Source organism: Leptolyngbya sp. Heron Island J (genome assembly GCF_000482245.1).
Classification (GTDB): domain Bacteria; phylum Cyanobacteriota; class Cyanobacteriia; order Phormidesmidales; family Phormidesmidaceae; genus Leptothoe.
Genome location: NZ_AWNH01000109.1, coordinates 1 through 24,441 on the forward strand (window position 1 = coordinate 1; position 24,441 = coordinate 24,441).

Here is a 24,441-nt window from a genome sequence, read left to right on the forward strand (position 1 = left end):
CCAACTCCAGCAGACCAGTCGCTCGTTTGAATTGCCGTGCCCCCAGTTGACCTTTGCTCAAAAGGGCTTCTAGGTCGCTGCGGTCAGTGGCGCTTAACTCAAGATGACGTTTGTTCATTTGCGAATTGATCGGGGGTGGAGACGTTAATTCAGCCTATCGAACCCATCTACGATATGGCAATAAATTTACTTTCCAGAGTACTAAGGGATACGCAAATAAATAGAGTACCGACCTTTTAAGATAAGTATGGTGAACACCTGTGCCTGCTTGTTGTGAGGGTTGCTGATGCTGGAAAGCCGTGTCCAAGAAACGATTCAAGATGCCGCTCAGAAACTGACCGGTGCTCGCAAACGCGCCTTTATGGCCAAAGTCGCTATCGACTACTTTGATGGGTCAGCGCGCAAAACAGAGACGTACCTCGGCTGGAATCGTAAGAGTGTCCAAGTAGGGCTTCATGAACATCACAGTGGCACCATCTGTATCGATAACTATCGGGCTAGAGGCCGTCAGTCTATCGAAGCCAAGCTGCCGAGGTTAGAGGCCGATATTCGAGACTTGGTGGAAGAGCACACTCAAGCAGATCCTAAATTTCAATCGACCTTTTGCTACCTTCAGGTGAGTGCTCGGGCGGTTCGAGAAGCCTTGATAGAGGTCAAAGGCTATGAGGACTCGGATTTACCGACACGTCAAACCATGGGTAATCTATTGAATCGGATGGGGTATCGCTTAAAAAAACGCAAAAAGTGAAACCGATGAAGAAACTCCCCGAAACAGATACGATTTTTGAAAATGTTGCCGACGCTCATCGGTAGGCGGAGACAGCCCCCAACACGTTACGCATTTCGATTGACACGAAAGCCAAAGTCAAAATTGGGAATCTTTCAAGAGGGGGCAAAACCAGGACTCTCAAGGCCAAACAAGCCAATGATCATGATGACCACTTGGTTGGTCTTACAGCGACCAGAGACATTAAATGACAAGCAAAAGACACTGTTGAAGCGTCTCACTCAACAGTCTGAGCTATCGGAAGCAAGCAATCTCACTCAGGGGTTTATAAAACTGATTCGAGAGCAGCTCCCAAAAAACTTAGATGGTTGGCTAGAGAAGGCTAAGAATATCACAGTGAAAGCATTTCAGAGCTTTGCTAAGGGCTTAGAGGAAGATTATGATGCCGTCAAAGCTGGCATTACATTGGATGTCAGCAATGGACCGGTTGAAGGGCAAAACAATCGATTGAAAATGCTTAAACGACAAATGTTTGGTCGCGCTAGGCTAGACTTATTGGCCAAGTGGCTTATTTTGAAAAATGAATAACTGCTATGGTCGTCAATTCAGGCAAGGCTAGCGCGATCACCAAAAATGGCCATGAGCCCGAAGTTGTGTGAATCAGCACTTAATGCTCATCCTAGTGGCGTTTTGAGTATCTAGAACACCTGGAGGATTTCTGAGATAACTTATGCTTCGATTAGGTTTGCTAGGGTTCGTAGTAGTTCCTGCTCGTTATACGGTTTAGTAAAGTAGGCAGATGCCCCCAGATTCATAGCTAGCTTGCGATGCTTATCGCTGCTACGGGATGTCAGCATTGAGATTGGTAAGTTTTTATATTCTGGGCGACGTTTGATTTCATCTAATACGTCGTAACCATCTAAGCGGGGCATTTCCACATCACAGAGAACAGCTTTTACTGGTAATCCTCCTAATAATTTATCAATGGCTTCTTGACCATCGCGGGCTTGCTCTACGCTATAGCCAGCTTTTTCTAGGGTGATTGTTAGAAAACGACGTGAGTGTACTGAGTCATCAACAACTAGAATTGTTTGCTGTGAAGTAAGCTCTTCAGCGGCGGCTATGGCTATTTTGTCTGTAGATAGCTCCATGTTAGCTGGGCTATTGGTGATTAATTGGGAGAGCTCAATCAGAGGAACAACGCGACCGTCGCCTAAAATAGTTGTCCCAACAAAGCCTTGAGGGAGTGGAATCGGGCTGATAACCGGGCGGGTGGCTACTTCTTGTTCACCCCAAAAACGCTGAATGGTAACTGCGTAATATCTTTGATTATCACTAATCACTAAAACCATGGGATGATTAATTATGGGAAACCCCTCAAGTGGTGTGAAGGCAATATTGCTGTTAATTTTTAAATGCGCTTCAAGTGATGTTAATGGGATTAGTTTGCCTTGCCAGCTCAGTTGTTGACCAGTTTCTGATTCAATAATGATGTCGGGTGATAGTGCTATGAGTTCTTCTACTGCATCTACAGGAATGGCAAAAATCATCTCCTGGTGTTCAAACAGCATGATTCTGAGTACAGAAAGACTGATGGGAAGATCAATGGTAAAGGTAGTGCCTGCACCAGGCTGGGTATCAACATGAATCGTGCCACTCAATGTGTCTAAGTTAGTGCGCACTACATTCATGCCAACGCCACGTCCTGATAGTTCAGTCACCTGGGTGGCTGTGGTAAAGCCTGCGTCAAAGATCGTATATAATAATTGCTGCTTGCTCATGCGGGCAATTTGGTCTGCGCTGACACCGTGTTGGTGCATGCGATCGCAAATTTTGTCAATATCAATTCCACGCCCATCATCATGGATAATAATGCGTGCTTGACTCCCCAACTGAGCAGCCTGAATTGTAATCATCCCGTCAGGTGATTTACCAACCTTTAACCGCTCCGCTTCTGTTTCAATGCCGTGGTCAAAAGCGTTGCGCAGAATATGATTTAGCGGATCTGCTAATAAATCTAAGGCTACCCGTTCGAATAATGTAGTTTCACCTTCTAGTTTGAGCCGAACTTTTTTTCCATATTGCACAGCAAGATCGCGCAGTACCCGAGGAAAATGGCCAACGATGTCTGAAAATGGCCGCATCTGGGTCCGCGTAATCCGTTTACGTAGCTGCCGTGTGGTAACATTCAGTGCCTGAGTAGACTGCCCCATTTCTTGAAGACCCAGACGAACATCCGCCGTGACCTCCTGCAGCTTAACGATTGTCTCCATCTGTTCCTGGGCCATGAGATGCAGTTCAGAATATTGGTCCATCTCCAGAGCATCAAAACTTTGATTCTGACTGATACCCTGCTCTTGTATGATCCGGTTGAATCGGTTTTCTGCGCTAACTGTGCTAGCCGTAACTAGTCTTCCTGGCTTCAAACCATCGATCAGCAAGAGATTTTCCATGGAAGCACGGTCATACCATTGACGTAGCCTGCCATTAAAGGATTCCAATACATCCATCCGTTGCTGTAGTAACGCCACAAAATTCTCTAATTGCTGCTGGCGGAGATTGATTGAATTACGTTCTAAAATTAATGTGCCAAACAGATCATTAATCTGTTGTAAGTCATCGGCCGATACACGTAATGTGTTGCTTGGACGAGGGTTATGGATTGGCTGTAGTACTCTGCTCTGTGACTCTAATAGTTCGGGAGACGGAGCAATAGTCTCGGTGGGTTCGACAACTTGTTCCTCAGGAGAGCTTATCGGGCTGACCTGCTCCATGATTAGCAACTCATTGGGCAGGTCACTGTCTAGAATTGGGTTTTCAATCTGATCGAACGCTGTTTGTAAATGCTCTAAATTAATTAAGTCAGCCAAACTTTCCAAATCAGGATCACTTGCGTTGAGGGGGGCAGTGATACTGACTGGCACAAACTCGAATTGCAGCGGTATCCTATCCAGCCGTCCTAGCTGTACCAGTGACTGAGAGCGTCGCCAGGCTGCCATCGCCTGATCCCTCAATGCTGGCAGCTGCTCATAAGCAGCGCTTTCAGTTTGGCTATGGATTGATTGACAGAGACTCACAAAGGCCTCAATATTTCCCATTAACCCTAGATCGCTAAGATGAGCGGCTTGATCGCACAGCGCTTGTCGTAATGTTTCATCTTGATAGAGTTCTAATGTCGTCTCAAACGTATTTAAAGATTCCTCTAAGGCTCCATTAAAAACAACGATGGCAATATCAATATCTTCTTCTTCTGAGAGTAGGCGGTCTTCATCAGCTTCACTTAGATCGCCCAATTTCAAATGCAATTGGGCGATTACTGGCTCAACATGAACAGCCATCCAATTCTTATCAGTAATCAAGCCAGCAGATAGCTGCTGTTGCACCAGTTTGAGACAGTCTACTCCCTGTAGTAATAATGTTTCTAGTGCCGTATCTATTGCGAGTTTACGAGCTCTTAGGATTTTGAGGGAATCTTCGAGATGGTGGGCTACTTGAGCCATGGGCGTAAAGCCCATCATGCCAGCTCCCCCCTTCAGGGAATGAGCTGCCCGCATGGCGATATCTAACTGTTGTGCAGGATTCTGCGCTGTTGGCAACCCTAACAGCACCTGTTCCATTTGTTCAAAATACTCGCCAGATTCCTCTAAGAACCTTTGTCGAACCTGTTGATCTGTATCCATGGTAGGGTGCTAAGGCTAAAGTGATGAGAGAAATTTATAAGAAACGCTACTAAGTTGTCTAAGCCTGAGACTTGTCTTCCAGTTTGAACTGTTCTACAGAATCCTGCAGAGACTGAGCAATCTGTACAGTTTCTTGAATAGACTGAGCCATGTGTTTAGATGATTGAGAGCGTTTCTCAGAGCCCTGCGCAACTTCTTTAACCAATTCTGTAACCGCCGCCGATGATTCAGTCTGATATTGGGTAGAGGCGGAAATCTGCTGCATCAGCTGGTTAATTTGTTCAGATTTTGTCAATACTTCGCTGAGACGCTCTTTGGTCGCTTCTACCAGATTGGTACTATCGACTACCTGGGCTGTTCCCGTTTCAATAGACTCTACTAGAGTTTGAGTTTCTGTTTGAATACTAGCAACAATTTTGGCAATTTCCTTAGTGGCTGATGATGACTGTTCTGCGAGTGAGCCAACCTGCTCAGCAACTGCCGTAAAGCCCTCACCCATTTCCCCAGCCCGGGCAGCTTCAACGCTAGCATTGACGGCCAATAGGTTAGTTTTGAGAGCAATCTCATCAATTAAGCTTACAGTCTGGGAAATCTTTTGGGCAGACTCTCCTAACCGCTTGATTTTCTTAGCCGTTTCTCCCACGGTAGAGCGGAGTTGTAAAATACTGTCCACGGTTTGATCCATGGATGTTGTTCCTACCTTAGCCGTGTCATAGGTGGCTTGTGTCAGCTGAGATGCCTCCCCGGCATTGGTGGCCACTTCCTGAATTGAAGCTGAAATGTCTTCAACGGCCTCCATTGCATCTTGTAGAGATTCTGCTTCGGTTACAGCCTGGGTTGCTAGCTGGCGAATAATGACCTCATTTCCACTCAGTGCACTCGTAACTTGACCAGTTGAGGACTTAACCTGTTGGGTTGTCAAACGTAGGTTTTCAATAATTGAGTTAAATAAATCAGCAACAATACCAACGTCACCCTCCGATAGCTGAGCCCGTACCCGTAGATCACCATCAGCTGCATCACCGACATCCTCCATCAGCTGAGAGATCTCATTTTCCAATGACTCACGCTGTCGTTCCTGTTCAGCCGCCGCGTCTTGCTGTTGTTTTAACAAGCTTTGGATCTGGCTCAAGAGCTGGTTGAATCCATTACCTAAGGTACGGGTTTCGATGGTGCCTGCTAGACGGGCTCGCACACCGAGTCTACCTTCTGCTGCTGCTTCTGCTGTGTTAGTCAGAGACTGCAGTGGCATTGCTAACTGACGTGACAGAATAATTAGAACAGCCGTGGCTAACACCGCTAAAACAAGTGTTGTACTACCAAATAACCGCAGTAGATCATTGCCAGCTGCCTGCACATCCGTTGTGTCTACAACAGCAACAGCAACCCACTCTGTTCCAGGAATAGTGGTTAGACTGTAGTGTTGATTATTTAGGGCTACTGAGGCGTTCAAGACAGCATTTTCCCCAGCGTCGACGTTAATCCGATCTAGCTCTACGGTCAGGGTCGATGAGCCAACCTCTGCTCTAAGGTTCGATGTGATTTCTTCTAGAGGTTGGCTGGGATTTTTAAGAGCTCGATCTAGCTGTTGAGCTACACCAAAAATAATCTCACCACCGGTTACCGATTGTGATAAATCCACCGTCTTTTCTGGTGTACTATCTTCACTATTTTGGACATTAATGGAACTGAATACCAAACCTGTGACTGTATCGAGTAGTTGAATGGTTTGAGCCCCTTGAAGATTAGTGGCTAAAATATCAGTCAACTTCTTATTTAGAGCTTTGGTGGGCGTTAGTGCTTTAATTACACCAAGAAAGTCACCAGTGCTGGGATCCCTAATTGCTTGAGATAATGGTATTCCCAGTACACCTGAGGAGGCATCCAGTTCAGGTGAACCGACATACTGACCTTTTTGGTCAGCCCGTTGCCACCAAATTTCATCTCGCTGTACAAAATCAGAGGTGGGATGACTGTAGGCGATATTGAGCCCGTGGCGTTCTGTGAAAAAGATTTCGCCAAACCCCTCTGCTTTTACGACGTCCCTCAGGTACTGGTTAAGGGTAGCATTTGGTTGTAGTAACTTAAATGCGGAAAATTCTTTTTCTACCTGATCGATGGGTTTGGTATGTAATTCTTGAGCCGCCGCTTTTTGGCCCCCAGTTTTCAAGGCTTGTAATACGGGAGGACTGAGCGCAATCACCTCTGGCAGCTTCAGTGTATCTTCGATATAGGTTGTGGCAGCTTCAGCTGCCAATGTAGACTCCACCCGCAAAGTTTGTAAGAGTTCGGCTTGAGCTTTTTGTTTAACCGTACGAAAACCCAAGGCCCCAGCCACCACTAGGGGAATTAACGTTGTTGGCAAGACGAAGGTTAAAAGCCGATTGGTTAGTGTGGAGCCTTTTTTTAATTTGGCTTGTTTATGCTCCTTCCCTGTTTGGGTAGTCTTGGCATTTGTCGTGGATGATTGAGGGTGGGCTAACTGATCAGGCAACGTGGACTCAGAAGAAATCATAATTATCGATACAAAAACGAGTGGGCAACAAAGATTAATCTGCTAATCTCCGAATTCATGGAACCGAGCAGGCTCAGGTTATCTATCTGAATAGTCGGCCTGAGCAATGGCATCAATATTGAGTAGAAGTGTTTTCTCTCCCTGGTGTTGAAACCAGCCTTGAAGATAGGGCTGCAGTTCAGGCATGATGTTACTGACTTCAAAATTTAACTCTTCTGGCTGTAGGCGTAATGTGTTTTGAATCTGTTGAGTAGTGAATCCTAACCATAGTTTTTTGGTCTCTGGCTGGGTCATTCCTAGAAGCTCGACAACAATAATGTTGTAATGACGTAGGCGCTTAGCTGTTTGGGGTAAGGCTAGGCGTTGGGCTAAATCTAAGATCCAAAAGACATTACTACGGTTGCCTGTCAGGCCTAGGATGTAGGCTGGCATATTGGGGATGGGAGTAATACTTGTTGCAGAAATACGCAGCGTTTCGACGATTCTATTTAGGGGAATGGCTGCATATAGAGATGAGGATAAATAAAATCGTAGATAGAGATCTCCCGTTTGTGGTTTAGGGTTAAAAACATCTGGTAGTAAAACCTGAAGCCGTTCCAGGGGAGTTTCAGTTTGCATAGGGAGGTAAGGACGCTACGACAACGCCATTGAAAGTATGACCTTGGTCTATATTTAAGTGAAATGAGACAAAATATAATAATTAGCTATCAACAGAGCGCACAACGGCGACTAGCTGTTCTTCGGTGCAAGGTTTGACGATATAGGCTGCCACACCTTGTTTTTTTGCCCAAGTTTGATCTAACTTGCGTCCTTTTGTTGTACAGGCGATCACTGGAATATTCGCTGTTTCAGGCATTCTCTTGAGCGTACGACAAAGTTCTAAACCGGTTACTTCTGGCATGACTAAATCGGTGATGATAATATCCGGTTTGTTTGATTGAATCTTTTCTAGTGCGATCGCGCCGCTCTCAGCCGTAGTCACACGGTAACCCGCCCGAGATAAATAGTTAGATATCAGCTCAAGCTGAGATTGCATATCATCAACCACAAGTACCGTTTTGGCCATGGTGAACTCCTGTTTAGAAATATGTCGCAAATATGTCCGAGATTGCTGATTCTTAGGAGGAATTCATCTGAGACACCCCACTAAGTCCCATGCATATCAGCAACTAGAGTGCCCGGCTAGGCAGTGGCTGCAACAACTGATGATGGAGATTCATAATGATAGCGAGAGACCACACGATCAAATTTCAAGAATTGTTGGAAGACCGCTAGATTCAATTTTTTTGAGGGAACGTTAGAGGCGCATTTCACCCATCATGATTTTTTTGAGGTCTGATTAATCTCATATCTCAGTGAATCCACCATGAGGAATAAGCCTATGTTTTTTGAACGCTTTAGTTCTAAGAATTTACACCGAAGAAAATTCAATCTCCTTCTCGCTGGATTAGGATTGGCCTTGACCTTCAGCGCTTGTAAACCGAAAGCAGAAAATGCTCCAACAACAAGTGCAATGCCAGATGAGATTCGTATTGGCTATCAAGTGATTCCCAATGCTGAGTTATTGGCCAAGGCTGAGGGCTTAGTTGAAGAGAGTTTGCCCGACACTAAGGTGAATTGGGTTAAATATAGTTCTGGCGGTGATGTCAATCAGGCGATGGCCGCTGGAGACATTGATATGGGTTTAGTAGGATCTGTCCCTGTTTCTACTGGAATTGCTACAGAACTACCCTATCAAGTCTATTTTATTCACGATATTATCGGTGCTAACGAAGCTTTAGCTGTCCGTACTGAATCTGGGATTGTTCGTCTAGAAGACATCAAAGGTAAGAAAATAGCCGTTCCCTTTGGCTCCACCACTCACTTTAGTCTGTTATCTACACTCAAAGACAATGGCATTCAGCCCAATGAGTTAGAAATTATTAATATGACTCCTGAGGCGATTGCATCGGCCTGGAGTAAGAATGAAATTGATGGCAGCTTTGTTTGGCACCCTACTCTGGGTAAACTCTTGGAGAATAGGGGCATTGTGCTTACATCGGCTAAACAGTTAGCAGAGGAAGGAATCATCACCGCTGATTTAGCGGTTGTTCACAAGGATTTTGTTAGTCAATACCCTGATGCCCTGGTGCAATATGTGGCAGCTTTAGATGACGCTGTGGAACTATATCGCAGTAATCCGGAAGCGGCGGCGGCATCTTTATCCAGCGAAATGGGTTTAACCCCAGAACAAAGCCGGGTAGCGATGGATGAATTAATCTGGTTAAGTGCGTCTGAGCAGGCAAGTGCTAAGTATTTGGGCACGGCTGATTTGCCAGGAGCATTGGCTAAGATTTTGAAGGAGTCGGCTGAATTTATGGTGAGTCAAGGTGCTATTCCCGAAGCGCCCGACTTGGATGTTTACAGCGATGCGATCTATAGTCAGGCAGTTAATGCTGCGAGTGGATCCGTGGCTTCTAAATAAAGGCATGCAAAAAGTCCCCACCCTAGGTAGGGACTTAAAGGATTTCCTATTCAGGGAATAACGTGAGCAAAGAAATCTATCCGTTTTCCCTAAATAGTCTACTTGTCATCTAGAGCCGCAATACCAGGTAGAGTCTTACCTTCTAGCAGCTCAAGGCTAGCACCACCACCCGTAGAAATGTGGCTCATCTTTTCAGCAACGCCCACTTTTTCAACAGCGGCAACAGAGTCACCACCACCGATGATGGACATGCAGCCAGTGCCTGTAATCTCAGCCAGGGTGTTAGCTACAGCTTCAGTACCTTTAGCAAACTTGTCAAATTCAAATACACCCATAGGGCCGTTCCAGATGACACCCTTGCAGTCAGCCAGTGCTGCTTGGAATACCTTGATGGAGTCAGGGCCAATGTCTAGACCCATCCAGCCATCGGGAATAGCATCTACGCTAACGGTCTGAGCATTCGCATCGGGGGCAAAGTTGTCAGCAACTACTACATCAGTAGGTAGCAACAGCTCAACACCCTTTTCCTTGGCTTTAACTTCTAGGGCCTTAGCGAGTTCGAGTTTGTCTTCCTCAACCAGAGACTTACCAACGCTCAGGCCACGAGCCTTATAAAAGGTGAAGATCATGCCGCCGCCGATGAACAGCTTATCTACCTTCTCAAGCAGCGTTTCGATAACACCAATTTTGGAAGAAACTTTGGAACCACCAACGATGGCTGCGAAGGGACGCTGGGGACTGTCTACAGCGCTTTGTAGATACTGCAGCTCCTTCTCGATCAGCAGACCGCTTACGGAGGGGCTCAAGTACTCAGTTACACCTGCCGTAGATGCATGGGCACGGTGAGCAGTACCGAAGGCATCGTTAACATATACCTCAGCTACGGAAGCTAAGTTCTTTGCAAACTCAGGATCGTTGCTGGTTTCACCATCATAGAAACGGACATTCTCTAGCAGGGCAACCTGACCATCAGACATGCCGTCTACAGCCGACTTAACATCATCACCAATGCAGTCGTCGCACTTAATTACATCCTGGCCTAGTAGCTCAGACAAGCGTACAGCAACGGGAGTTAGACGCATGCTGTCAACGACCTTGCCTTTAGGACGGCCAAAGTGGCTGCAAAGAATTACCTTAGCGCCCTTACTGGTCAGTGCTTGGATGGTAGGCAACGCAGCCCGAATCCGAGTGTCGTCAGTAATGTTGCCTTGGTCATCCAGAGGCACATTGAAATCTGCCCGCATCAACACACGCTTACCTGACAGATCAGCTGCTGACAAATCAGCTACGGATTTCTTTGCCACAGAACTATCCTCCTAATGCAGTTTTGTTACGTTACGTACGTCTCACTTCAAAGCTAGGACAAGCTTGATTACCCTAGATGTAAAGCGTTGATACATTTTCTTTACTCAATAGGTATTATCGCTTATCGCGGCTCTGATTTTTGATCGAAGTCTAAGGGTTTTCCCACGTTATGTTTAAGACCGTTCTATTTCCGATAGATGCCAGTCCAGAAGCTCAGCAGGCAGCTTTTAAGACTGCGGAGTTAGTGAAATATCATCACAGTCGTTTGATTTTGCTCTCGGTGGTTGAGACTCCAAATGGCTATAATCCCCATCCTGAGCAAACATCCCCTGAAGCAGTAGCTCAGCTTTTAGAGAAAGCAAAGGCTGTGTTTACCAATCAAGGAATTGATACGGAGGCTATTGAACGACAAGGTAATCCGGCGTTTGTGATCTGTGATGTAGCTGATGAAATGTCGGCGGATCTGATTGTGATGGGCTGTCGCGGTACAGGGCTAACTCCGGAAGGACAGTCCGAAAGTGTAAGTAACCGGGTGATTAATTTGTCACCATGTCCGGTGATGGTGGTGCCGTAATGGGATAAGCACTCAAAACGCTTTCCCACTGACCGCTAAAATAGATTGCTGACCTCCAATCTTGCTTGCTATGTCTTCGCCGTCTATTCAGTGGTATCCCGGTCACATTGCTAAGGCGGAGCGCTCTTTAAAGGAGCAGCTTAAGCGGGTGGATGTGGTACTGGAGGTTAGGGATGCTCGGATTCCTCTGGCGACGCATCATCCTGAGATGGATGGATGGATTGGGGATAAGTCGCGGGTCCTGGTGCTGAACCGGGTGGATATGATTTCCTCAGAAGCGCGGCAAGTCTGGCAGACCTGGTTTAAGGTGCACGGGCAGACGGTCTACTTTACCAATGCTAAGCAGGGTAAGGGTGTGCAAAACTTGCTGCGGGCAGCTCAGGATGCGGGTAAGTCGATGAATGAGCGGCGTAAACGTCGAGGCATGAAGCCGCGTCCGGTCAGGGCGGTGGTGATTGGTTTTCCAAATGTGGGGAAGTCGGCGCTGATCAACCGTTTGCTGAAGCGCAAAGTGGTCGTGAGTGAACGACGGGCGGGGGTAACGCGGCAGCTGCGATGGGTACGTATTTCAAATGAAATTGAGCTATTGGATGCTCCTGGCATTATTCCGCTTAAACTGAATGACCAGGAGATGGCTCTGAAGCTGGCAATTTGTGATGATATTGGCGGTGCTGCCTATGATACGCAGCGAGTGGCAGCGGCATTTATTGATTTGATTAAGGATTTGGAGCAGCAGATTAAGGACTATGGCAGTGCGATCGCAACTCGCTATCAGACTCCGTTAGCATCCGATACAGGTGAAACCTACACAGGCGAGACCTATCTGACGGTTTTAGCGCAGCGTCACAATGATGATTTAGAACGAGCAGCCCACCAGTTGCTCAATGACTTTCGTAAAGGCAATCTAGGCAACCTGGTACTCGAACTGCCGCCGGTGGACGCACTGATGGCTGGTGAGGCTGCCACTGTACGCACTTAGCATATATCTACGCTTAGTGTCAGGTTCTAGATGTAAATCTTCGACGAAGATTAAAGTTAGCCATCGGTTTGGGATCACGGACTGAGATAGGATGCGGATCAAGTGGGAAATCTTGATGGGTAATAGTGCTGGATAAATAGGTCTTGTTACCAAAAAGGGGAGACAAATTAGTTCGGTGAATTTACCTAATGCTTCAAAGATCAAGGTGTCAGTCATTGCTCCAGATGTTTCTGGAGGGGGAATGACCCGTGTCTACTTAATCAGTCAGATTTTGCAGCGACTGGGACACACCGTAGAAATTGTAGGCTGTCAGTTTGGTGATGCTATTTATCCACCACCACCAGAGTCATTAACGCTGTCCACGGTTCCCGGTCAGCGCTTGCCTGGATTTTTGAGGGCAGCCACGGCGCTGCTAAATAAAATTCAAGGTGATGTGATTTATGCGATCAAACCTCGACCTACCAGCCTCGGCATTGGCCTACTCAAGAAGTTTTATACGCGCCGTCCGGTGCTGCTCGATATTGATGACTGGGAGCTGAGCTGGTTTGGTGGCGATCGCTATGCCTATCGCCCAACCATAAAGCAGCTGGCCCGAGATGTGCTGAAATCAAACGGTGCTTTGCGGGATTTAGAACATCCGTTTTACATTTCCCAGGTTGAGCGCTGGGTATCTCAAGCTGATGTGGTGACGGTGAATAACCACTTTCTACAACAGAAGTTTGGCGGGCATTATTTACCTAATAGTAAAGATACCGATATTTTTGACCCGGCTCGCTTTGACCCAGAGGCCAGTCGACATACCTATGGGCTGTCTGATTATCGTGTCTTAATGTTTCCGGGAACGGCCCGACCCCATAAGGGGTTAGAGGATGTGCTTGTAGCTTTAGATAAGCTCAATCAGCCTGATTTACGATTGGTGATTGTAGGCGGTCGTAAGCCTGATGGCTATGAAGACGAGCTGATGGCTCGCTGGCCTCAGTGGTTGATCAAACTGCCGCGATTTCCTCTAGATCAGATGGCTGGAGTGGTAGCGGCAGCCCATGTAGTCGTGGTACCCCAGCGAGATACTCCCACCGCTAAGGCCCAGTTTCCTATCAAGCTAACCGACGGTATGGCCATGGCTAAACCTATCCTATCTACCACAGTGGGGGATATCCCTAAGATTCTGGGTGATGCTGGTTATTTAGTGCCCCCCCACGCCCCCGAACAACTAGCTGAGATGCTGCAAACCATTTTGAATAATCCAGAGCAGGCGGCGAGTCGAGGGCGGCTGGCTCGCGATCGCTGTGTTAAGTGTTATAGCGTTGATGCTATGGCGGAGACCCTAGGCCCATTGATCCAACAATGTCTAAAGCGACCGCCTCGGAATCAGTTAGGCTATAAGCAAAATTACAGACGTATGGAAAGCGATCGTTAATTCCTAGTTTGAACAATATCCATACATTAATTATTCAAAGTTGTATCTATTAAGCGTCTTCTGCCTACTTATTCATGTCTTCCACCCGTTTACTGTTTCAGTCGGTTCTAAGATATCCGGTTCTATTGTTTTTTACGATATTACTGGGCTTCTCAGGGGCGTTATTTAACGGTGTAAGTACCTTATTGATTTTGCCGATTCTGCTGGAGCTATTGGGGCAATCGGCGGAGTATGCAGACTCTCTTCCGCCAATTTTGCAGCAATTTATTAGCGTATTCGATGGTTTGCCAGAGAATGCCCGCTTGCCGGCGATGGCGGCTTCTGTAGTGGCAGTGATTGTGCTGAAAAGCCTATCAGCCTATGCCAGTGCCCTAACGGCTGGTACTTTGAACCGCAAGTTAGCAATGTCCTTACGACGAGAGGGACTAAGGCTGCTTTTAGATGTTGATTTGGGCTATTTTGCCCGAACTAAGATTGGTGATTTGATCAATCAGCTAAACGTTGAGGTTAACCGAACCACTATCGCGATTAGGAATTTAGTTCGCATTGTAGTGGTGCTCATTACTATTGGGGTTTTCCTGATTTTACTGATCCTCACTTCTTGGCAGCTAACCCTGATTTCTACGGTGACCCTGGGCTCAGTGACTCTGCTAAACCAATTTGTGGTCAAACGCTCTAAGGTGCTTGGTAAAGAGCTTTCTAAAATCTCTAAGGCTTATTCCTCTCGTATCTTTGAAGTGTTGTCGGGTATTCGCCTGGTCAAGGCGACTGCCAATGAGGAGCGGGAATATCAGTACCTGGATGAAATCATTGTTGAGCGAGAAAGTGCTGAGTTTAATTCCCAGCTGATTTTTGCCGGTATTGCTCCTTTTAATGAAATTATTAATATTCTGGCGCTGATGTTGATTGCTGTGCTGGGTCGCTTGGCATTTAGTAATCAGTTGGAGCTGTTTTCGTCTTCATTGCTCACATACCTGGTTATCTTATTTAGAACACTGCCGTACATTGGTCAGTTAAATAGTCAGCGCAGTACGCTGGCCAATACGTCTGCTAGTGTGGATGTGATTACGCAGCTACTGCGGCGAGAGGATAAGCCGTTTATGCCTCGGGGGGCTCAACCGTATCGTCCCCTAAAGAAAGGGATTCATTTTAATCAGATTCGATTTAGCTACCCAGGCCACGATCAAGAGGTATTGCAGGGGATTGATTTGTTCTTGCCTAAGGGGCAGACCCTGGCTCTGGTCGGCTCTTCAGGCGCTGGTAAATCCACCATCGCCGATTTGCTGCCTCGATTTTATGATCCAACTGGCGGCACGATTGAATTGGACGGTGTGGATCTAAAGCAGATTGATTTGCATAGCTATCGGACCAATTTAGGGATTGTCAGCCAGGAGACATTTTTATTTAATGCATCCGTGCGAGATAACTTGCTGTATGGTCGCCCAGATGCCACTGAAGCTGAGCTGATGGAGGCGGCTAAGCAGGCGAATGCCTATGAATTTATTGAAAATCTGCCCCAGGGCTTTGACACGATGATTGGTGATCGGGGGGTGTTGCTATCGGGAGGACAGCGGCAACGGTTAGCGATCGCACGGGCATTACTGCAAGACCCAGATATATTGATTTTGGATGAAGCGACGAGTGCTTTGGATACGGTATCGGAGCGTTTGGTGCAAAATGCCATTGATGATCTGAGTCGTAACCGAACTACCCTGGTGATTGCTCATCGTCTATCTACGGTGCATGAGGCCGATCAAATTGCTGTTTTGGAGCGCGGGAAGGTGGTGGAGGTGGGCACCCATACCGAGCTGCTGGAAAAACGAGGAGCCTATGCCAAACTCCATGCGATGCAGCTCACTAAGAGTTTGCGCGACAATAGTAATGGCAGCGGTCTGGTGTCCAATATTTTACCGGTCTATCGTAAGGCGATTGGCAAGTCGTCCTATGAGTTGCGATCGCAGCTTAATTCTATGATTGGTTTATTGGCTTTAATCCAGGATGAAGTGGATGATCCCTATGAGCAAACAGAGCTAATGTCCTACGCCCAGAGCATTGCCATCGATCTGCTCAGCGTTGTTGAAAACCTTGAATCAATTGGTACACCGGTCAACAAATCATCCCAAACAGAAGCATCGAGCCCGGTAGCGTCCACGTCCTAATATTGTTGTTCAAACAAACATGGTTTGGCTTACCTGGGCCTGTAGGCTATCTGTCTCAGTGGTTCTAACGTAACTTTTAGATTTAATCCCTATTCAGCTCCTATGGCACGTGGCATCTATACCTTGGCAAATGATGTAGTGTACGACCAGCTGGTCGCTCTACTTAACAGCATCGAACAAAATTCAGGCCATATTCCAGTCTGTGTGATTGCTTACAACAATCAGATTGAGAAAGTTGCGGCTGAAGTTGCCAAACGAGAAAATGTCTCGCTATTAAACGATCCAAACCTTTTTCAATTTTGGGAAGATTTTTCACTGCGTGTGTGGCAAACTCACCCAACGGCCATACAAAAATGGAAAGAATCAGGGGTGAAAACCCAATTTTATCGTGTGGGTGAAAACCATCGCTATGTCTCGTTTGATCCAGCGGCTCCTTTTGAAGAGTTTATTTACCTGGATGCTGACACTTTGGTGATGCAGCCCCTGGATTTTATGTTTGAACGTCTGAGTCAAGCGGATGTAGTGGTCTATGATTTTCAGTTTAAAGACCTGAGCCACATTTTTAATGTTAACTCCAACAAATTGACGGCTGTATTTTCAGAGGAACGATTAAAGCGCGATATCTTTTGTTCTGGCTGTTATGCTTCGAAACGGGGACTGTTTTCTAAAGCAGAGCTTGACCATGTGGTAGAGACTTTAGCCCAGGGGAATGCCGAGGTGCTTTACATGGGGGCTCCCAATCAGTCGTTACTCAACTATATGGTGCAAGTCAATAATCATAGCGTTCACAACGTTGCCCTGGAATGGCGTTCTGAGGGCAAAGCTACGGGGAACGCAGTGTCCTCAAAACACTTTGAGGAAAAAGAAGGTCTGGTTTATGACAATGGTAAATTGCTGAGCTATCTGCATTTTATTGGGCTGTCGTCTAAGATATTTCGCCGTGTCTGCAGTGGTGAGAATCTGGATTTTCCCTATCGTCAAACCTTTTTACACTATCGCTATTTGCATGAACCGATGCCAGATTTTCAGGGCAAACCCAAGTATTACAATCAGCCCCCGTCGCTGCAGCAGCGGCTGATGAAAAAAATCGGACTGACTTAAGGGAGGTGCTGTTATGACTAGCCAACCAACCCGAGGTGTTTATATTGTTGCGAATGAGAAGGTGGGGGATAATGCGATCGCACTTCTCGCCAGCCTGCGCCATCACGATCCGGACATACCGGTGTTTATGATTCCATTTAATGATAACTACCAGTCGCTGTTCCAAAAACTACATTCACTATATCAGGTACAGCTATTTCCAGACCTGGAGTTTTTAGAGACCTTTACCCAAAAAATTAGCGAAATTTTTCCTCGCGATTTTTTAGCACTGCCCAATAAAATGCGTAAGCTCGCCTCCTGGTTTGGGCCGCTTGATGAATTTCTCTACATCGATACAGATATTCTCTTTTTTGAACCTGTCTCTAACACCCTGGCTTATCTAGATCAGGCCGATTTTATTTGTTGTGACTATCATTTTAAGGGACGTAAGCTGAGGGATGTGTTCTCACCCAGTGTGGTTGAACGCGGCATTTTTCCCAAAGATATCGTCAATTCTGTTTTTAATAGCGGTCTCTGGGGGGCTAAAAAAGATAGCATCACCTTAGACCAGATGTATCAGCGATTAGAAGAGTGTGCCCAAAATCGTGACTACTTCGATTTTTCGGGGGGGACAACTGATCAGCCCATTATGAACTACCTGGTGCTCAATAGCATTGATAAACGGCTAAATATTACTCAAGTCAATTCCCATGAACCGGGTAGTTGGGGTGGGATGAAACACTTTGTTGTTCGTGAGCATGCTCTCTATGATGGCGAGACTCGACTGCGCTACCTGCACTGGGCGGGAACCCATATGGGACCTGGAGGACCGTACCGAGAGCTATGGGAATATTATCGCTATCTGGATGATCCAGATGCCCGTCCGCTGGCAGGTAAACCCGCATCTCAATTAAAGCGGCAACCGTTCCGTGGACTTAAACGGGCTATTAGTCGGTTGAGCCGGCGAATAAAGAGATCATAATGCCAGGGCAGTTTTATAACTGCTCCTACGAGGTTTTTCCTATTGTTGCTGATTGTTTTCCGTTTTTTCCTAAACCATTTTTGATGGGCTGTGCCCATCCTACGGCCTATGAATTCTCCCAGCTGTTCACTGTCCATCATGGTGGCCCGCACCGATATTCCCTTCATGATGGAGACGATTCCTCATTTGGTGCGCACGAGCTATTATCCCTTTGTGGAGAAGGTGCTATTTCTGGATACGGCACCGCTTACAGGCGATAAGGTCGGACGACCGGGGATTGGCACCCTGGAGCAGCTGCGGGAAAACTGCGCTCAACTGCAGTCAATGGGGGTGGTGGATCGTCTGGTGGACATGAATTATGACGATACCTATCGGCAGCGGATGTACAAAAAGCACTTTGGTTCTGTGCCCAAGCCCACCCATAACTGGAAGGGCTACCCCATTTTAGGGACTATCTTTTCCCTTGAAGAAACGGTTGGAGACTATGTGGTGCACTTTGATAGCGATATGCTGCAATATCAAAAAGCTGGCCATAGCTGGATTACTGAAGGCATGGAGCTGATGGACAAGCGTCCTGAGGTGCTATTTGTGCGTCCTTTATCTGGGCCGCCACGGGCTGACGGCACGTTAAATCAGCGGGTGACCTATGAACAGGATGATGGATTTTATCGCTTTAAGTTCTTTGGCAGTCGCGCCTATTTGATTAAAAAGCAAAGCTTTGATGCCTTTCTACCGATTCCTGTCCTGTGGATGGACTACAAAAATGAGTGGCTAAAACAGTTACCCCCTCGCTTGCTAACCTGGTTAAACTATTGGGCTGGTCGAGGTAAGCTGGACTCATGGGAAGTGATGATATCCCGAGAATTAGAGCGCACTGATTGTTGGCGAGCTACTCTGGCGAATCCTGACGCTTGGACCTTACATCCTGTTGCTAGGGGTAAAGACTATATCGACGCCTTACCTAAGATTATTGGCGTCATTGAGCAGGGGGAATATCCGGTTGGGCAAGAAGGATATTACGATCTCAATTTAGACCTGTGGTTAAAAAAGGTAGGGGTGCATTTGTAAGGTTACACAGTCATCATATGCCACTGAGAGATATCTCGTTACATAGATTCCAGTAACAAGCCTTGACTGTCTTTCAGTTTAAAACTACCTAAATTTTCTACTGCTAAGCCAGGGCTAGCCAGGGCGATGCGCCACTGAGAGATATCATCTAACGGCAACCAATCTGCTAGCGTAACGTTGGTAGCGGCTCCCCCCATATGGGTGACCAACACCAATCGTTTAGGGGTCTTATCTTCAGTCTCTGCGGGTTCACTTCTCATGCCATAGAAAATAGTCTTCTCATCATCGCTGATCCGCTCAAAGCGGTCCTCTGAGTTCAAGTTGTTATTTAGCCAAGGGTGAGCCTGTCGGTATAGCCGTAGGGCAAGATTAAACCGCGTTTGTTGAGGGTCAAGGTTGGCGATGTAGCGATCAACTCGACAGAGGTCGTGACAGTCCTCCATATAGGCTTTGGCAAAGGTGCGCAGTGTCTGGGGTGTGATCTGAGCTGGAGAATCGACCTTTGTCGCTAGAAATTCTTTACAGAGTTGCGCCAGGACATCGAGATCATAGCCGTCTCCTAAGTCTGTGACGGTTTCTGCAAGCCAGGCCATAAACACACGCAGATTGTCAAAGGTGGTAATGCCCAACTGCTTGAGACGAACAAAGGCCGTCACATCAGCATAAATCTCGGGTTCAATTTGCCAGTCTAGAAATCTTGCCTCTTCCGCCACTACCTTCAATCCGTAGATATCGTCAGTATTGCGAAAGAAACACCAGGGGGTTCGCATGGTGGCGTTAAGAAAATCCATCGGTAAGCCTGGACTAAATCCATAGAATAAGAGGGTGACAGCGGGGTTGTCATAGGCCTGTCTAATTACCTCAGGCATCGTTTTTCCAAGGTTCCAGTTAATGTTTGCTTGGGGATCAACTTGAGTCCCTCGTCGCAGGGTGTCATGGTTGCCACAGCCAGTGATCCAGTGGCTGCCTTGGGACATCACCTCACAAACCCGCCGCCACTTTTTGTCCCAAAAGTGATTCAGGGCCGGAGTATTGTGGGCAAAAATCAATGGCCCCCATTGGTAGACATCAGGTTGTTGTTGGATGACATCCAAATAGGTAGAACTTTCTTCCCAACCCTCCTGAGGCCAGGGTCGACCATCTTCAAAAATAGCGAATAGCTGACGCTGGTTACCTCCAATCTCCTGAGGAACACGGCTCATTTCTCGAAGATAGTCGTCATCATAATCAATCTGCCCCGACTGGGGATTCAGAAATTTAAAGTCTTGAGCACCATCGACTCGAATGCCGTCGGCTCCGGTATTGATCTTGCGCCGCTGCATTTCCAGTAAGAGTGCTCGAACAATAGGATTTTGGTGATTCACATCCTGACCATACATATTCGAACCACTAAAGAAATGCCGATTTAGCAAAGCTTTAGCCTGGTTATCAGTATGGCCATAGACCAGGTCATAGATCACTTGAATGGGGCCGGTCGGAAACAGGTGCAGTGTGGCAATAAAATCCACGAGTTCATCCGGTCGCAGACTCTCCAATAAAGCAGGATTTATTGCTGAAGAAGCGGCCAACACAATATCGTAGCCCCAGTTACGGGTGTCGGGCTTATTGAGCGTAATCTTTAGGTGTGCTGAGAGAGAGTTCCCATCTTCATCCCAAAAGCCTGGTCTGGTTTTACCTTCGACCTGATATTCCACAATGGGTTCAATCGGGAGCAACTGTACTGCGTCATACCCGATGTAATTTTCTTCTGCTGGGGTGAGGGGAGTCTGAGTGTTTAACTTGTGGGCAATGCTCTGGTAAAGGTGAGTCAACCCTGCCAGTGAACCGCTCTTAGACGCTGTGCTCACATGGAGCTGGAGGATATTGCGAGGGGGCAAAACCTTGATGGTATTTGCTTGTTTAGATTGACCAAAGTAAGCCAGGTCGGGACGATGTTTCTGAAGGTGATCAATGTCATACAGCTCAGCAGGGGCAAACACGCCATAGGGTAAGGAACAGGCCATGACATCCCCAATCGTCTGCAGTTGGTTCTGAGCATCGACATATCGTAGCTGATAAAAGCAACCAGCCTGTTCTCGAGTACCGGGGCGCATTCCCGAGAATACACCGCAGAAATAGTCCTGCTGTCTTTTTAAGGGGATGCGATCGCGACGAAACGAAATCACCTGCTGGGGCGCTTGAAAATCAATCCGTTCAAGCGGCGTTAACACCTCTAAATAAATGTTTCTAGAATTTTTAATTTGGTAGTGATGTGATGTGTCTGTCCATTCTCGATAGCGTCCACCACTGTGGCCGACATCGGGTACCCAAAAAGCAATTTCAGTTAAACCATCCGGACGATAGTAGGCCCCTAATCGAGTTGCCAGCACCCTAGCCCGGTAAAAGACATCCTCATCTGAATAGGTAAAAGCAGAAACCCAATTTAAGAACTCTTGAGTGGCCTCTTCTACCAGAGTAATGTCTGTCATAGTGCGTATGTTCCAGTGGGGGTAGGCTGTTGCTAGGGTAGCAAACTCACCCCCTTACGCTGCCCGACTGGGGTACTGATGTAAATATTCTAAAAAGTGAGCCCAGTTAAAGCTGCGCGGATCTTGTCGAGAGCCAGAGCGGTCAACAGCGGCATGGGTGGTGATGCGTTCTTCAGGAATCGTAGTGCGGGCGATTAACCAGGCTAGGGATTTATATTGAGCATCCGTATATCCACTATGGCTGAAGGCATTGTCTTGACCGTCGGACGGTGTCACTAAAGAGATGTGATAGGCGAAGTTATTGACGGATGATGCAAATGCAGGATTGGTGGTGGCCGTTTCAGGACCGTTAGGACCATTGAAGACGGAATTACCGGCACCGTAGGCTCGTTTTTCGGGAGGCACAATGTAGATGACTGTGCCATCGCGATCAATGATGGTGTGGTAGCTAACCTGGTCTTGATCCCGAGGATGATAGGTCTGAAACGTATTGATGGCACTGTTAGCACTCCATACGGTTTCATGGAGCACGGCTAGATAGTCTTGATTCAGTGGCTGACCATAAGCATCAACGGTGTAGCGTTCGCCGTAGTTTGAGGGATCGGCCAATTCAATCCGTTCAGATGGAGTATAAGAGGGGTTGCTGAGATCCGCCGTGTATACAAATCCGTGTTCAACCGATGGTGTGGCAGGACTGTCTGTTTGGGAGGCTGCCTCTACGGTTTGTGCTGGGGTAGGGGCGGCGATCACCCGAGGCGGCCCAAAATGCATTCTATAGGTAGTGGCTAAGATGATGGTGACTACTGTTGCCAGGCAAAAGGTGCCTATATATATTCCGACTTTAAGCCAACGACGATCACCCATGGAATTTTGTTGAAAGAATCGGATGGTCAAGTGTGTACATGTTCATTGGAGTACTCCCTGAGCTGGAAATACTTCAACAATTATTATTCATTTTTTCTAGAGTATTGGGTTTGCTCCGATTATTGAAGTAGCAAAATAGTCAAATCATCCAAATTTATGGGTTTGGTATGGATAATGAGGGTTGATTTCTGGGCGATCTATCGGGTCTGGCGATTTATAAATTGGCGATAGTAACGGCGATAGGCAATTTCAATCTGCCCACCGTAATCTGCGATCGCAGCTCGCTGCCGTCGATACAATCCCTGAAAAACATTGGCAAACAGCAATGTCACCATCGCTACCACCAAGCCAATGGCGGTAGACACCAGTGCTTCACCGATGCCAGCTGTTACGCCAGAAGCCCGAGCAGTACCAACATCACCAATCTGAAGCGACGACAGAGCGCGGATTAACCCTAAAATCGTTCCCAGTAGCCCCAGTAACGGTGCCACCCCCACTACAGTTTCAAACACAGTGCCAAAACGCTTTAGGAGCGGAATTTCAGCCTGAGCCGCACTTTCCAAAGCCAATTTAAACTCATCGGGGGTGGCCTGTTCTAGGGACAGCGCCGCCAAAAAAATCCGAACTATCGGTAAAGACGGTTGCTGTTTCAGCTCCTGGATCGCTGCCTTAGGCTGCTGAGCATAGTCCGCCAGGAACGTATTCACCACCCGTTCCTGATACCGATAAATTTGCCACCAAAACCAGCTGCGTTCCAGAATTAGAGTCACCACCAATACTGACGCAGCTAGCAGTGGCCAAATAACGACGCCACCAGCCGTAAATAGTTTCGAAATCCCCACTTATCGCTTCCTATTGGCAGTTTTGCAGGTGTAACCATTGCTGATTTAGGCGGGAAGCCATTGATCGCAGTCGCTATTTACCTTCGTTTTTCAGCCTAATTCGCCCCGAAAATCAGCAATACCGACATTTAATATACCTGGTGATAATAAGTGCCATTGATAAGCATTTCAAGACATGTGTTTTTATATCGCATTTTTAATCCTTGTAAACTTATTTGCTGATGGCTTTAGATAGGTGTCAAAAACAATTATTTTCACGTCAGGTTTTCAGTCATCATCTACCTAATTACTAATCAATAATTATTTTCTACTTCTTGAGAAGAAATTAAGTTACAGCGATATTGCTTTCATCTCGAAATGCCTCATGTATGATGGAGTTAAGCGATCTGAACTCGAAAACATGCACATTTCAATTGGCGGTTTAATCAGTGATTAAAGATACTTTAGATTTGTGCGTGATAACATTGCTCTTTCGTTGATTTTTAACCGCAATTACCCATTTGTAAGCTCTTGATAAAATGCCCCTCTAACGTCCATGAGTAATAGGGGCTCATAAAGGTCGATACTAACCATGTGTTAGGGATGTCAGTCATAATAAATTGGACAGGATAAATCATGTTGAATCATCGCAATACCCTTAGTCATGACACTGGATTTACGCCAGAGCAAGTGTTAGAAAATCGCGGTAGAGTAGCCATCTTTATTGATGGCTCAAATTTGTTTTATGCGGCTCTCCAGCTCGGTATTGAAATTGATTACACCAAGCTCCTGTGCCGCTTAACTGCAGGCTCCAGGTTATTTCGTGCCTTTTTCTACACAGGAGTTGACCGCACCAATGAGAAGCAGCAGGGCTTTCTTCTATGGATGCGTCGCAACGGCTACCGTGTGATTGCTAAAGATCTGGTGCAGTTACCTGATGGGTCTAAAAAAGCCAATCTCGATGTTGAGATTGCAGTAGACATGATGGCCCTAGTCGGCTGTTATGACACGGCTATTTTGGTAAGCGGTGATGGAGATCTGGCCTATGCTGTCGATGCTGCCAGCTATCGCGGTGTTCGGGTAGAAGTGGTTAGTCTGCGCTCTATGACCAGTGACAGCCTGATTAATGTATCTGATCGATATATCGATTTAGATTGTGTCAAAGATGACATTAAAAAAACTCCACGCAGCCACAGCAATGGTTATACCTATCGTCCATTAACCGGTCTGAGCGTTGTGGAAGAAGAAGCCGCTGCCACCAGCGAGCCGGGATAAGCCAATTCCTTTAACCTGTCATCTGCAGTGTCTTCTTCAGAAAAACTCCCGTTCTGAAGGTGG

General features: G+C 46.8%; 19 protein-coding genes. 11 read left to right on the forward strand and 8 right to left on the reverse strand.

The genetic code is table 11. The features are described 5' to 3' along the window. Positions 1 to 286 precede the first annotated feature (286 nt). Complete coding sequence (locus N836_RS68400; RefSeq protein ID WP_023076263.1) at positions 287 to 748, forward strand: ISAzo13-like element transposase-related protein; 462 nt, start codon at positions 287 to 289, stop codon at positions 746 to 748. 183 nt (positions 749 to 931) lie between these two features. Then, positions 932 to 1,315 (forward strand): transposase, encoded by a 384-nt coding sequence (locus N836_RS68405; protein ID WP_235071179.1) that lies wholly within the window; start codon positions 932 to 934, stop codon positions 1,313 to 1,315. A gap of 140 nt (positions 1,316 to 1,455) precedes the next feature. Here the strand turns inward: N836_RS68405 and N836_RS68410 are convergent, their stop codons facing one another. The 4 genes from N836_RS68410 to N836_RS68425 all read right to left on the reverse strand — a co-directional run bounded on the left by N836_RS68410 (position 1,456) and on the right by N836_RS68425 (position 7,988). Further along, positions 1,456 to 4,407, reverse strand: a complete 2,952-nt coding sequence (locus N836_RS68410) for a hybrid sensor histidine kinase/response regulator (protein ID WP_023076265.1) — start codon at positions 4,405 to 4,407, stop codon at positions 1,456 to 1,458. Between the two features lie 58 nt (positions 4,408 to 4,465). After that, entirely contained in the window at positions 4,466 to 6,922 is a 2,457-nt protein-coding gene (locus N836_RS68415) for a methyl-accepting chemotaxis protein (protein ID WP_023076266.1), read from the reverse strand. Between the two features lie 78 nt (positions 6,923 to 7,000). Beyond that, on the reverse strand, positions 7,001 to 7,540 hold the full coding sequence (locus tag N836_RS68420) for a chemotaxis protein CheW (RefSeq protein WP_023076267.1): 540 nt from the start codon (positions 7,538 to 7,540) through the stop codon (positions 7,001 to 7,003). Between the two features lie 82 nt (positions 7,541 to 7,622). Then, positions 7,623 to 7,988, reverse strand: a complete 366-nt coding sequence (locus N836_RS68425; protein WP_023076268.1) for a response regulator — start codon at positions 7,986 to 7,988, stop codon at positions 7,623 to 7,625. Positions 7,989 to 8,303: 315 nt separating this feature from the next. Between N836_RS68425 and N836_RS68430 the strand changes: the two genes are divergently transcribed. Beyond that, positions 8,304 to 9,386, forward strand: coding sequence for a taurine ABC transporter substrate-binding protein (locus N836_RS68430; protein ID WP_031294320.1), 1,083 nt, complete (start codon positions 8,304 to 8,306; stop codon positions 9,384 to 9,386). Between the two features lie 98 nt (positions 9,387 to 9,484). Here the strand turns inward: N836_RS68430 and N836_RS68435 are convergent, their stop codons facing one another. Further along, complete coding sequence (locus tag N836_RS68435; protein ID WP_023076270.1) at positions 9,485 to 10,690, reverse strand: phosphoglycerate kinase; 1,206 nt, start codon at positions 10,688 to 10,690, stop codon at positions 9,485 to 9,487. 170 nt (positions 10,691 to 10,860) lie between these two features. Between N836_RS68435 and N836_RS68440 the strand changes: the two genes are divergently transcribed. The 7 genes from N836_RS68440 to N836_RS68470 all read left to right on the forward strand — a co-directional run bounded on the left by N836_RS68440 (position 10,861) and on the right by N836_RS68470 (position 18,950). Next, positions 10,861 to 11,265: a universal stress protein gene (locus N836_RS68440; protein WP_023076271.1), complete on the forward strand. Its 405-nt coding sequence runs from the start codon at positions 10,861 to 10,863 to the stop codon at positions 11,263 to 11,265. Between the two features lie 70 nt (positions 11,266 to 11,335). After that, on the forward strand, positions 11,336 to 12,244 hold the full coding sequence (gene ylqF / locus N836_RS68445; protein WP_023076272.1) for a ribosome biogenesis GTPase YlqF: 909 nt from the start codon (positions 11,336 to 11,338) through the stop codon (positions 12,242 to 12,244). Positions 12,245 to 12,485: 241 nt separating this feature from the next. Continuing rightward, positions 12,486 to 13,661 carry a glycosyltransferase gene (locus N836_RS68450; RefSeq protein WP_081717008.1) on the forward strand — a complete coding sequence of 392 codons (1,176 nt, stop codon included), beginning with the start codon at positions 12,486 to 12,488 and terminating at the stop codon, positions 13,659 to 13,661. A 74-nt stretch (positions 13,662 to 13,735) separates the two neighbouring features. Further along, positions 13,736 to 15,820 (forward strand): ABC transporter ATP-binding protein, encoded by a 2,085-nt coding sequence (locus N836_RS68455; protein ID WP_023076274.1) that lies wholly within the window; start codon positions 13,736 to 13,738, stop codon positions 15,818 to 15,820. 102 nt (positions 15,821 to 15,922) lie between these two features. Next, the gene (locus N836_RS68460) at positions 15,923 to 16,921 is read left to right on the forward strand and encodes an Npun_R2821/Npun_R2822 family protein (protein ID WP_023076275.1); all 999 of its coding nucleotides are present in this window, start codon (positions 15,923 to 15,925) and stop codon (positions 16,919 to 16,921) included. A gap of 13 nt (positions 16,922 to 16,934) precedes the next feature. Next, positions 16,935 to 17,882: an Npun_R2821/Npun_R2822 family protein gene (locus tag N836_RS68465; RefSeq protein ID WP_023076276.1), complete on the forward strand. Its 948-nt coding sequence runs from the start codon at positions 16,935 to 16,937 to the stop codon at positions 17,880 to 17,882. A gap of 108 nt (positions 17,883 to 17,990) precedes the next feature. Then, positions 17,991 to 18,950, forward strand: coding sequence for a hypothetical protein (locus N836_RS68470; RefSeq protein ID WP_023076277.1), 960 nt, complete (start codon positions 17,991 to 17,993; stop codon positions 18,948 to 18,950). A gap of 38 nt (positions 18,951 to 18,988) precedes the next feature. Here the strand turns inward: N836_RS68470 and gghA are convergent, their stop codons facing one another. The 3 genes from gghA to N836_RS68485 all read right to left on the reverse strand — a co-directional run bounded on the left by gghA (position 18,989) and on the right by N836_RS68485 (position 23,124). After that, on the reverse strand, positions 18,989 to 21,418 hold the full coding sequence (gene gghA, locus N836_RS68475; protein WP_023076278.1) for a glucosylglycerol hydrolase: 2,430 nt from the start codon (positions 21,416 to 21,418) through the stop codon (positions 18,989 to 18,991). A 54-nt stretch (positions 21,419 to 21,472) separates the two neighbouring features. Then, positions 21,473 to 22,282: an N-acetylmuramoyl-L-alanine amidase gene (locus N836_RS68480; protein ID WP_023076279.1), complete on the reverse strand. Its 810-nt coding sequence runs from the start codon at positions 22,280 to 22,282 to the stop codon at positions 21,473 to 21,475. Positions 22,283 to 22,479: 197 nt separating this feature from the next. Beyond that, positions 22,480 to 23,124, reverse strand: coding sequence for a MotA/TolQ/ExbB proton channel family protein (locus tag N836_RS68485; RefSeq protein ID WP_023076280.1), 645 nt, complete (start codon positions 23,122 to 23,124; stop codon positions 22,480 to 22,482). 615 nt (positions 23,125 to 23,739) lie between these two features. On the opposite strand from N836_RS68485, the gene N836_RS68490 reads away from it, so the two are divergent. After that, positions 23,740 to 24,378, forward strand: a complete 639-nt coding sequence (locus N836_RS68490; protein ID WP_023076281.1) for a LabA-like NYN domain-containing protein — start codon at positions 23,740 to 23,742, stop codon at positions 24,376 to 24,378. Positions 24,379 to 24,441 lie beyond the last annotated feature (63 nt).

Excerpts from the sequence above, each read along its gene's own strand:
- N836_RS68465 (WP_023076276.1), top strand. The coding sequence starts at position 16,935 with ATGACTAGCCAACCAACCCGAGGTGTTTATATTGTTGCGAATGAGAAG.
- N836_RS68440 (WP_023076271.1), top strand. The coding sequence starts at position 10,861 with ATGTTTAAGACCGTTCTATTTCCGATAGATGCCAGTCCAGAAGCTCAG.
- N836_RS68415 (WP_023076266.1), bottom strand. The coding sequence starts at position 6,922 with ATGATTTCTTCTGAGTCCACGTTGCCTGATCAGTTAGCCCACCCTCAA.
- N836_RS68405 (WP_235071179.1), top strand. The coding sequence starts at position 932 with ATGATGACCACTTGGTTGGTCTTACAGCGACCAGAGACATTAAATGAC.
- N836_RS68425 (WP_023076268.1), bottom strand. The coding sequence starts at position 7,988 with ATGGCCAAAACGGTACTTGTGGTTGATGATATGCAATCTCAGCTTGAG.
- N836_RS68400 (WP_023076263.1), top strand. The coding sequence starts at position 287 with ATGCTGGAAAGCCGTGTCCAAGAAACGATTCAAGATGCCGCTCAGAAA.
- N836_RS68490 (WP_023076281.1), top strand. The coding sequence starts at position 23,740 with ATGTTGAATCATCGCAATACCCTTAGTCATGACACTGGATTTACGCCA.
- ylqF (WP_023076272.1), top strand. The coding sequence starts at position 11,336 with ATGTCTTCGCCGTCTATTCAGTGGTATCCCGGTCACATTGCTAAGGCG.
- N836_RS68420 (WP_023076267.1), bottom strand. The coding sequence starts at position 7,540 with ATGCAAACTGAAACTCCCCTGGAACGGCTTCAGGTTTTACTACCAGAT.
- N836_RS68430 (WP_031294320.1), top strand. The coding sequence starts at position 8,304 with ATGTTTTTTGAACGCTTTAGTTCTAAGAATTTACACCGAAGAAAATTC.
- N836_RS68480 (WP_023076279.1), bottom strand. The coding sequence starts at position 22,282 with ATGGGTGATCGTCGTTGGCTTAAAGTCGGAATATATATAGGCACCTTT.
- N836_RS68450 (WP_081717008.1), top strand. The coding sequence starts at position 12,486 with ATGACCCGTGTCTACTTAATCAGTCAGATTTTGCAGCGACTGGGACAC.
- N836_RS68470 (WP_023076277.1), top strand. The coding sequence starts at position 17,991 with ATGAATTCTCCCAGCTGTTCACTGTCCATCATGGTGGCCCGCACCGAT.
- N836_RS68460 (WP_023076275.1), top strand. The coding sequence starts at position 15,923 with ATGGCACGTGGCATCTATACCTTGGCAAATGATGTAGTGTACGACCAG.
- N836_RS68455 (WP_023076274.1), top strand. The coding sequence starts at position 13,736 with ATGTCTTCCACCCGTTTACTGTTTCAGTCGGTTCTAAGATATCCGGTT.
- gghA (WP_023076278.1), bottom strand. The coding sequence starts at position 21,418 with ATGACAGACATTACTCTGGTAGAAGAGGCCACTCAAGAGTTCTTAAAT.
- N836_RS68410 (WP_023076265.1), bottom strand. The coding sequence starts at position 4,407 with ATGGATACAGATCAACAGGTTCGACAAAGGTTCTTAGAGGAATCTGGC.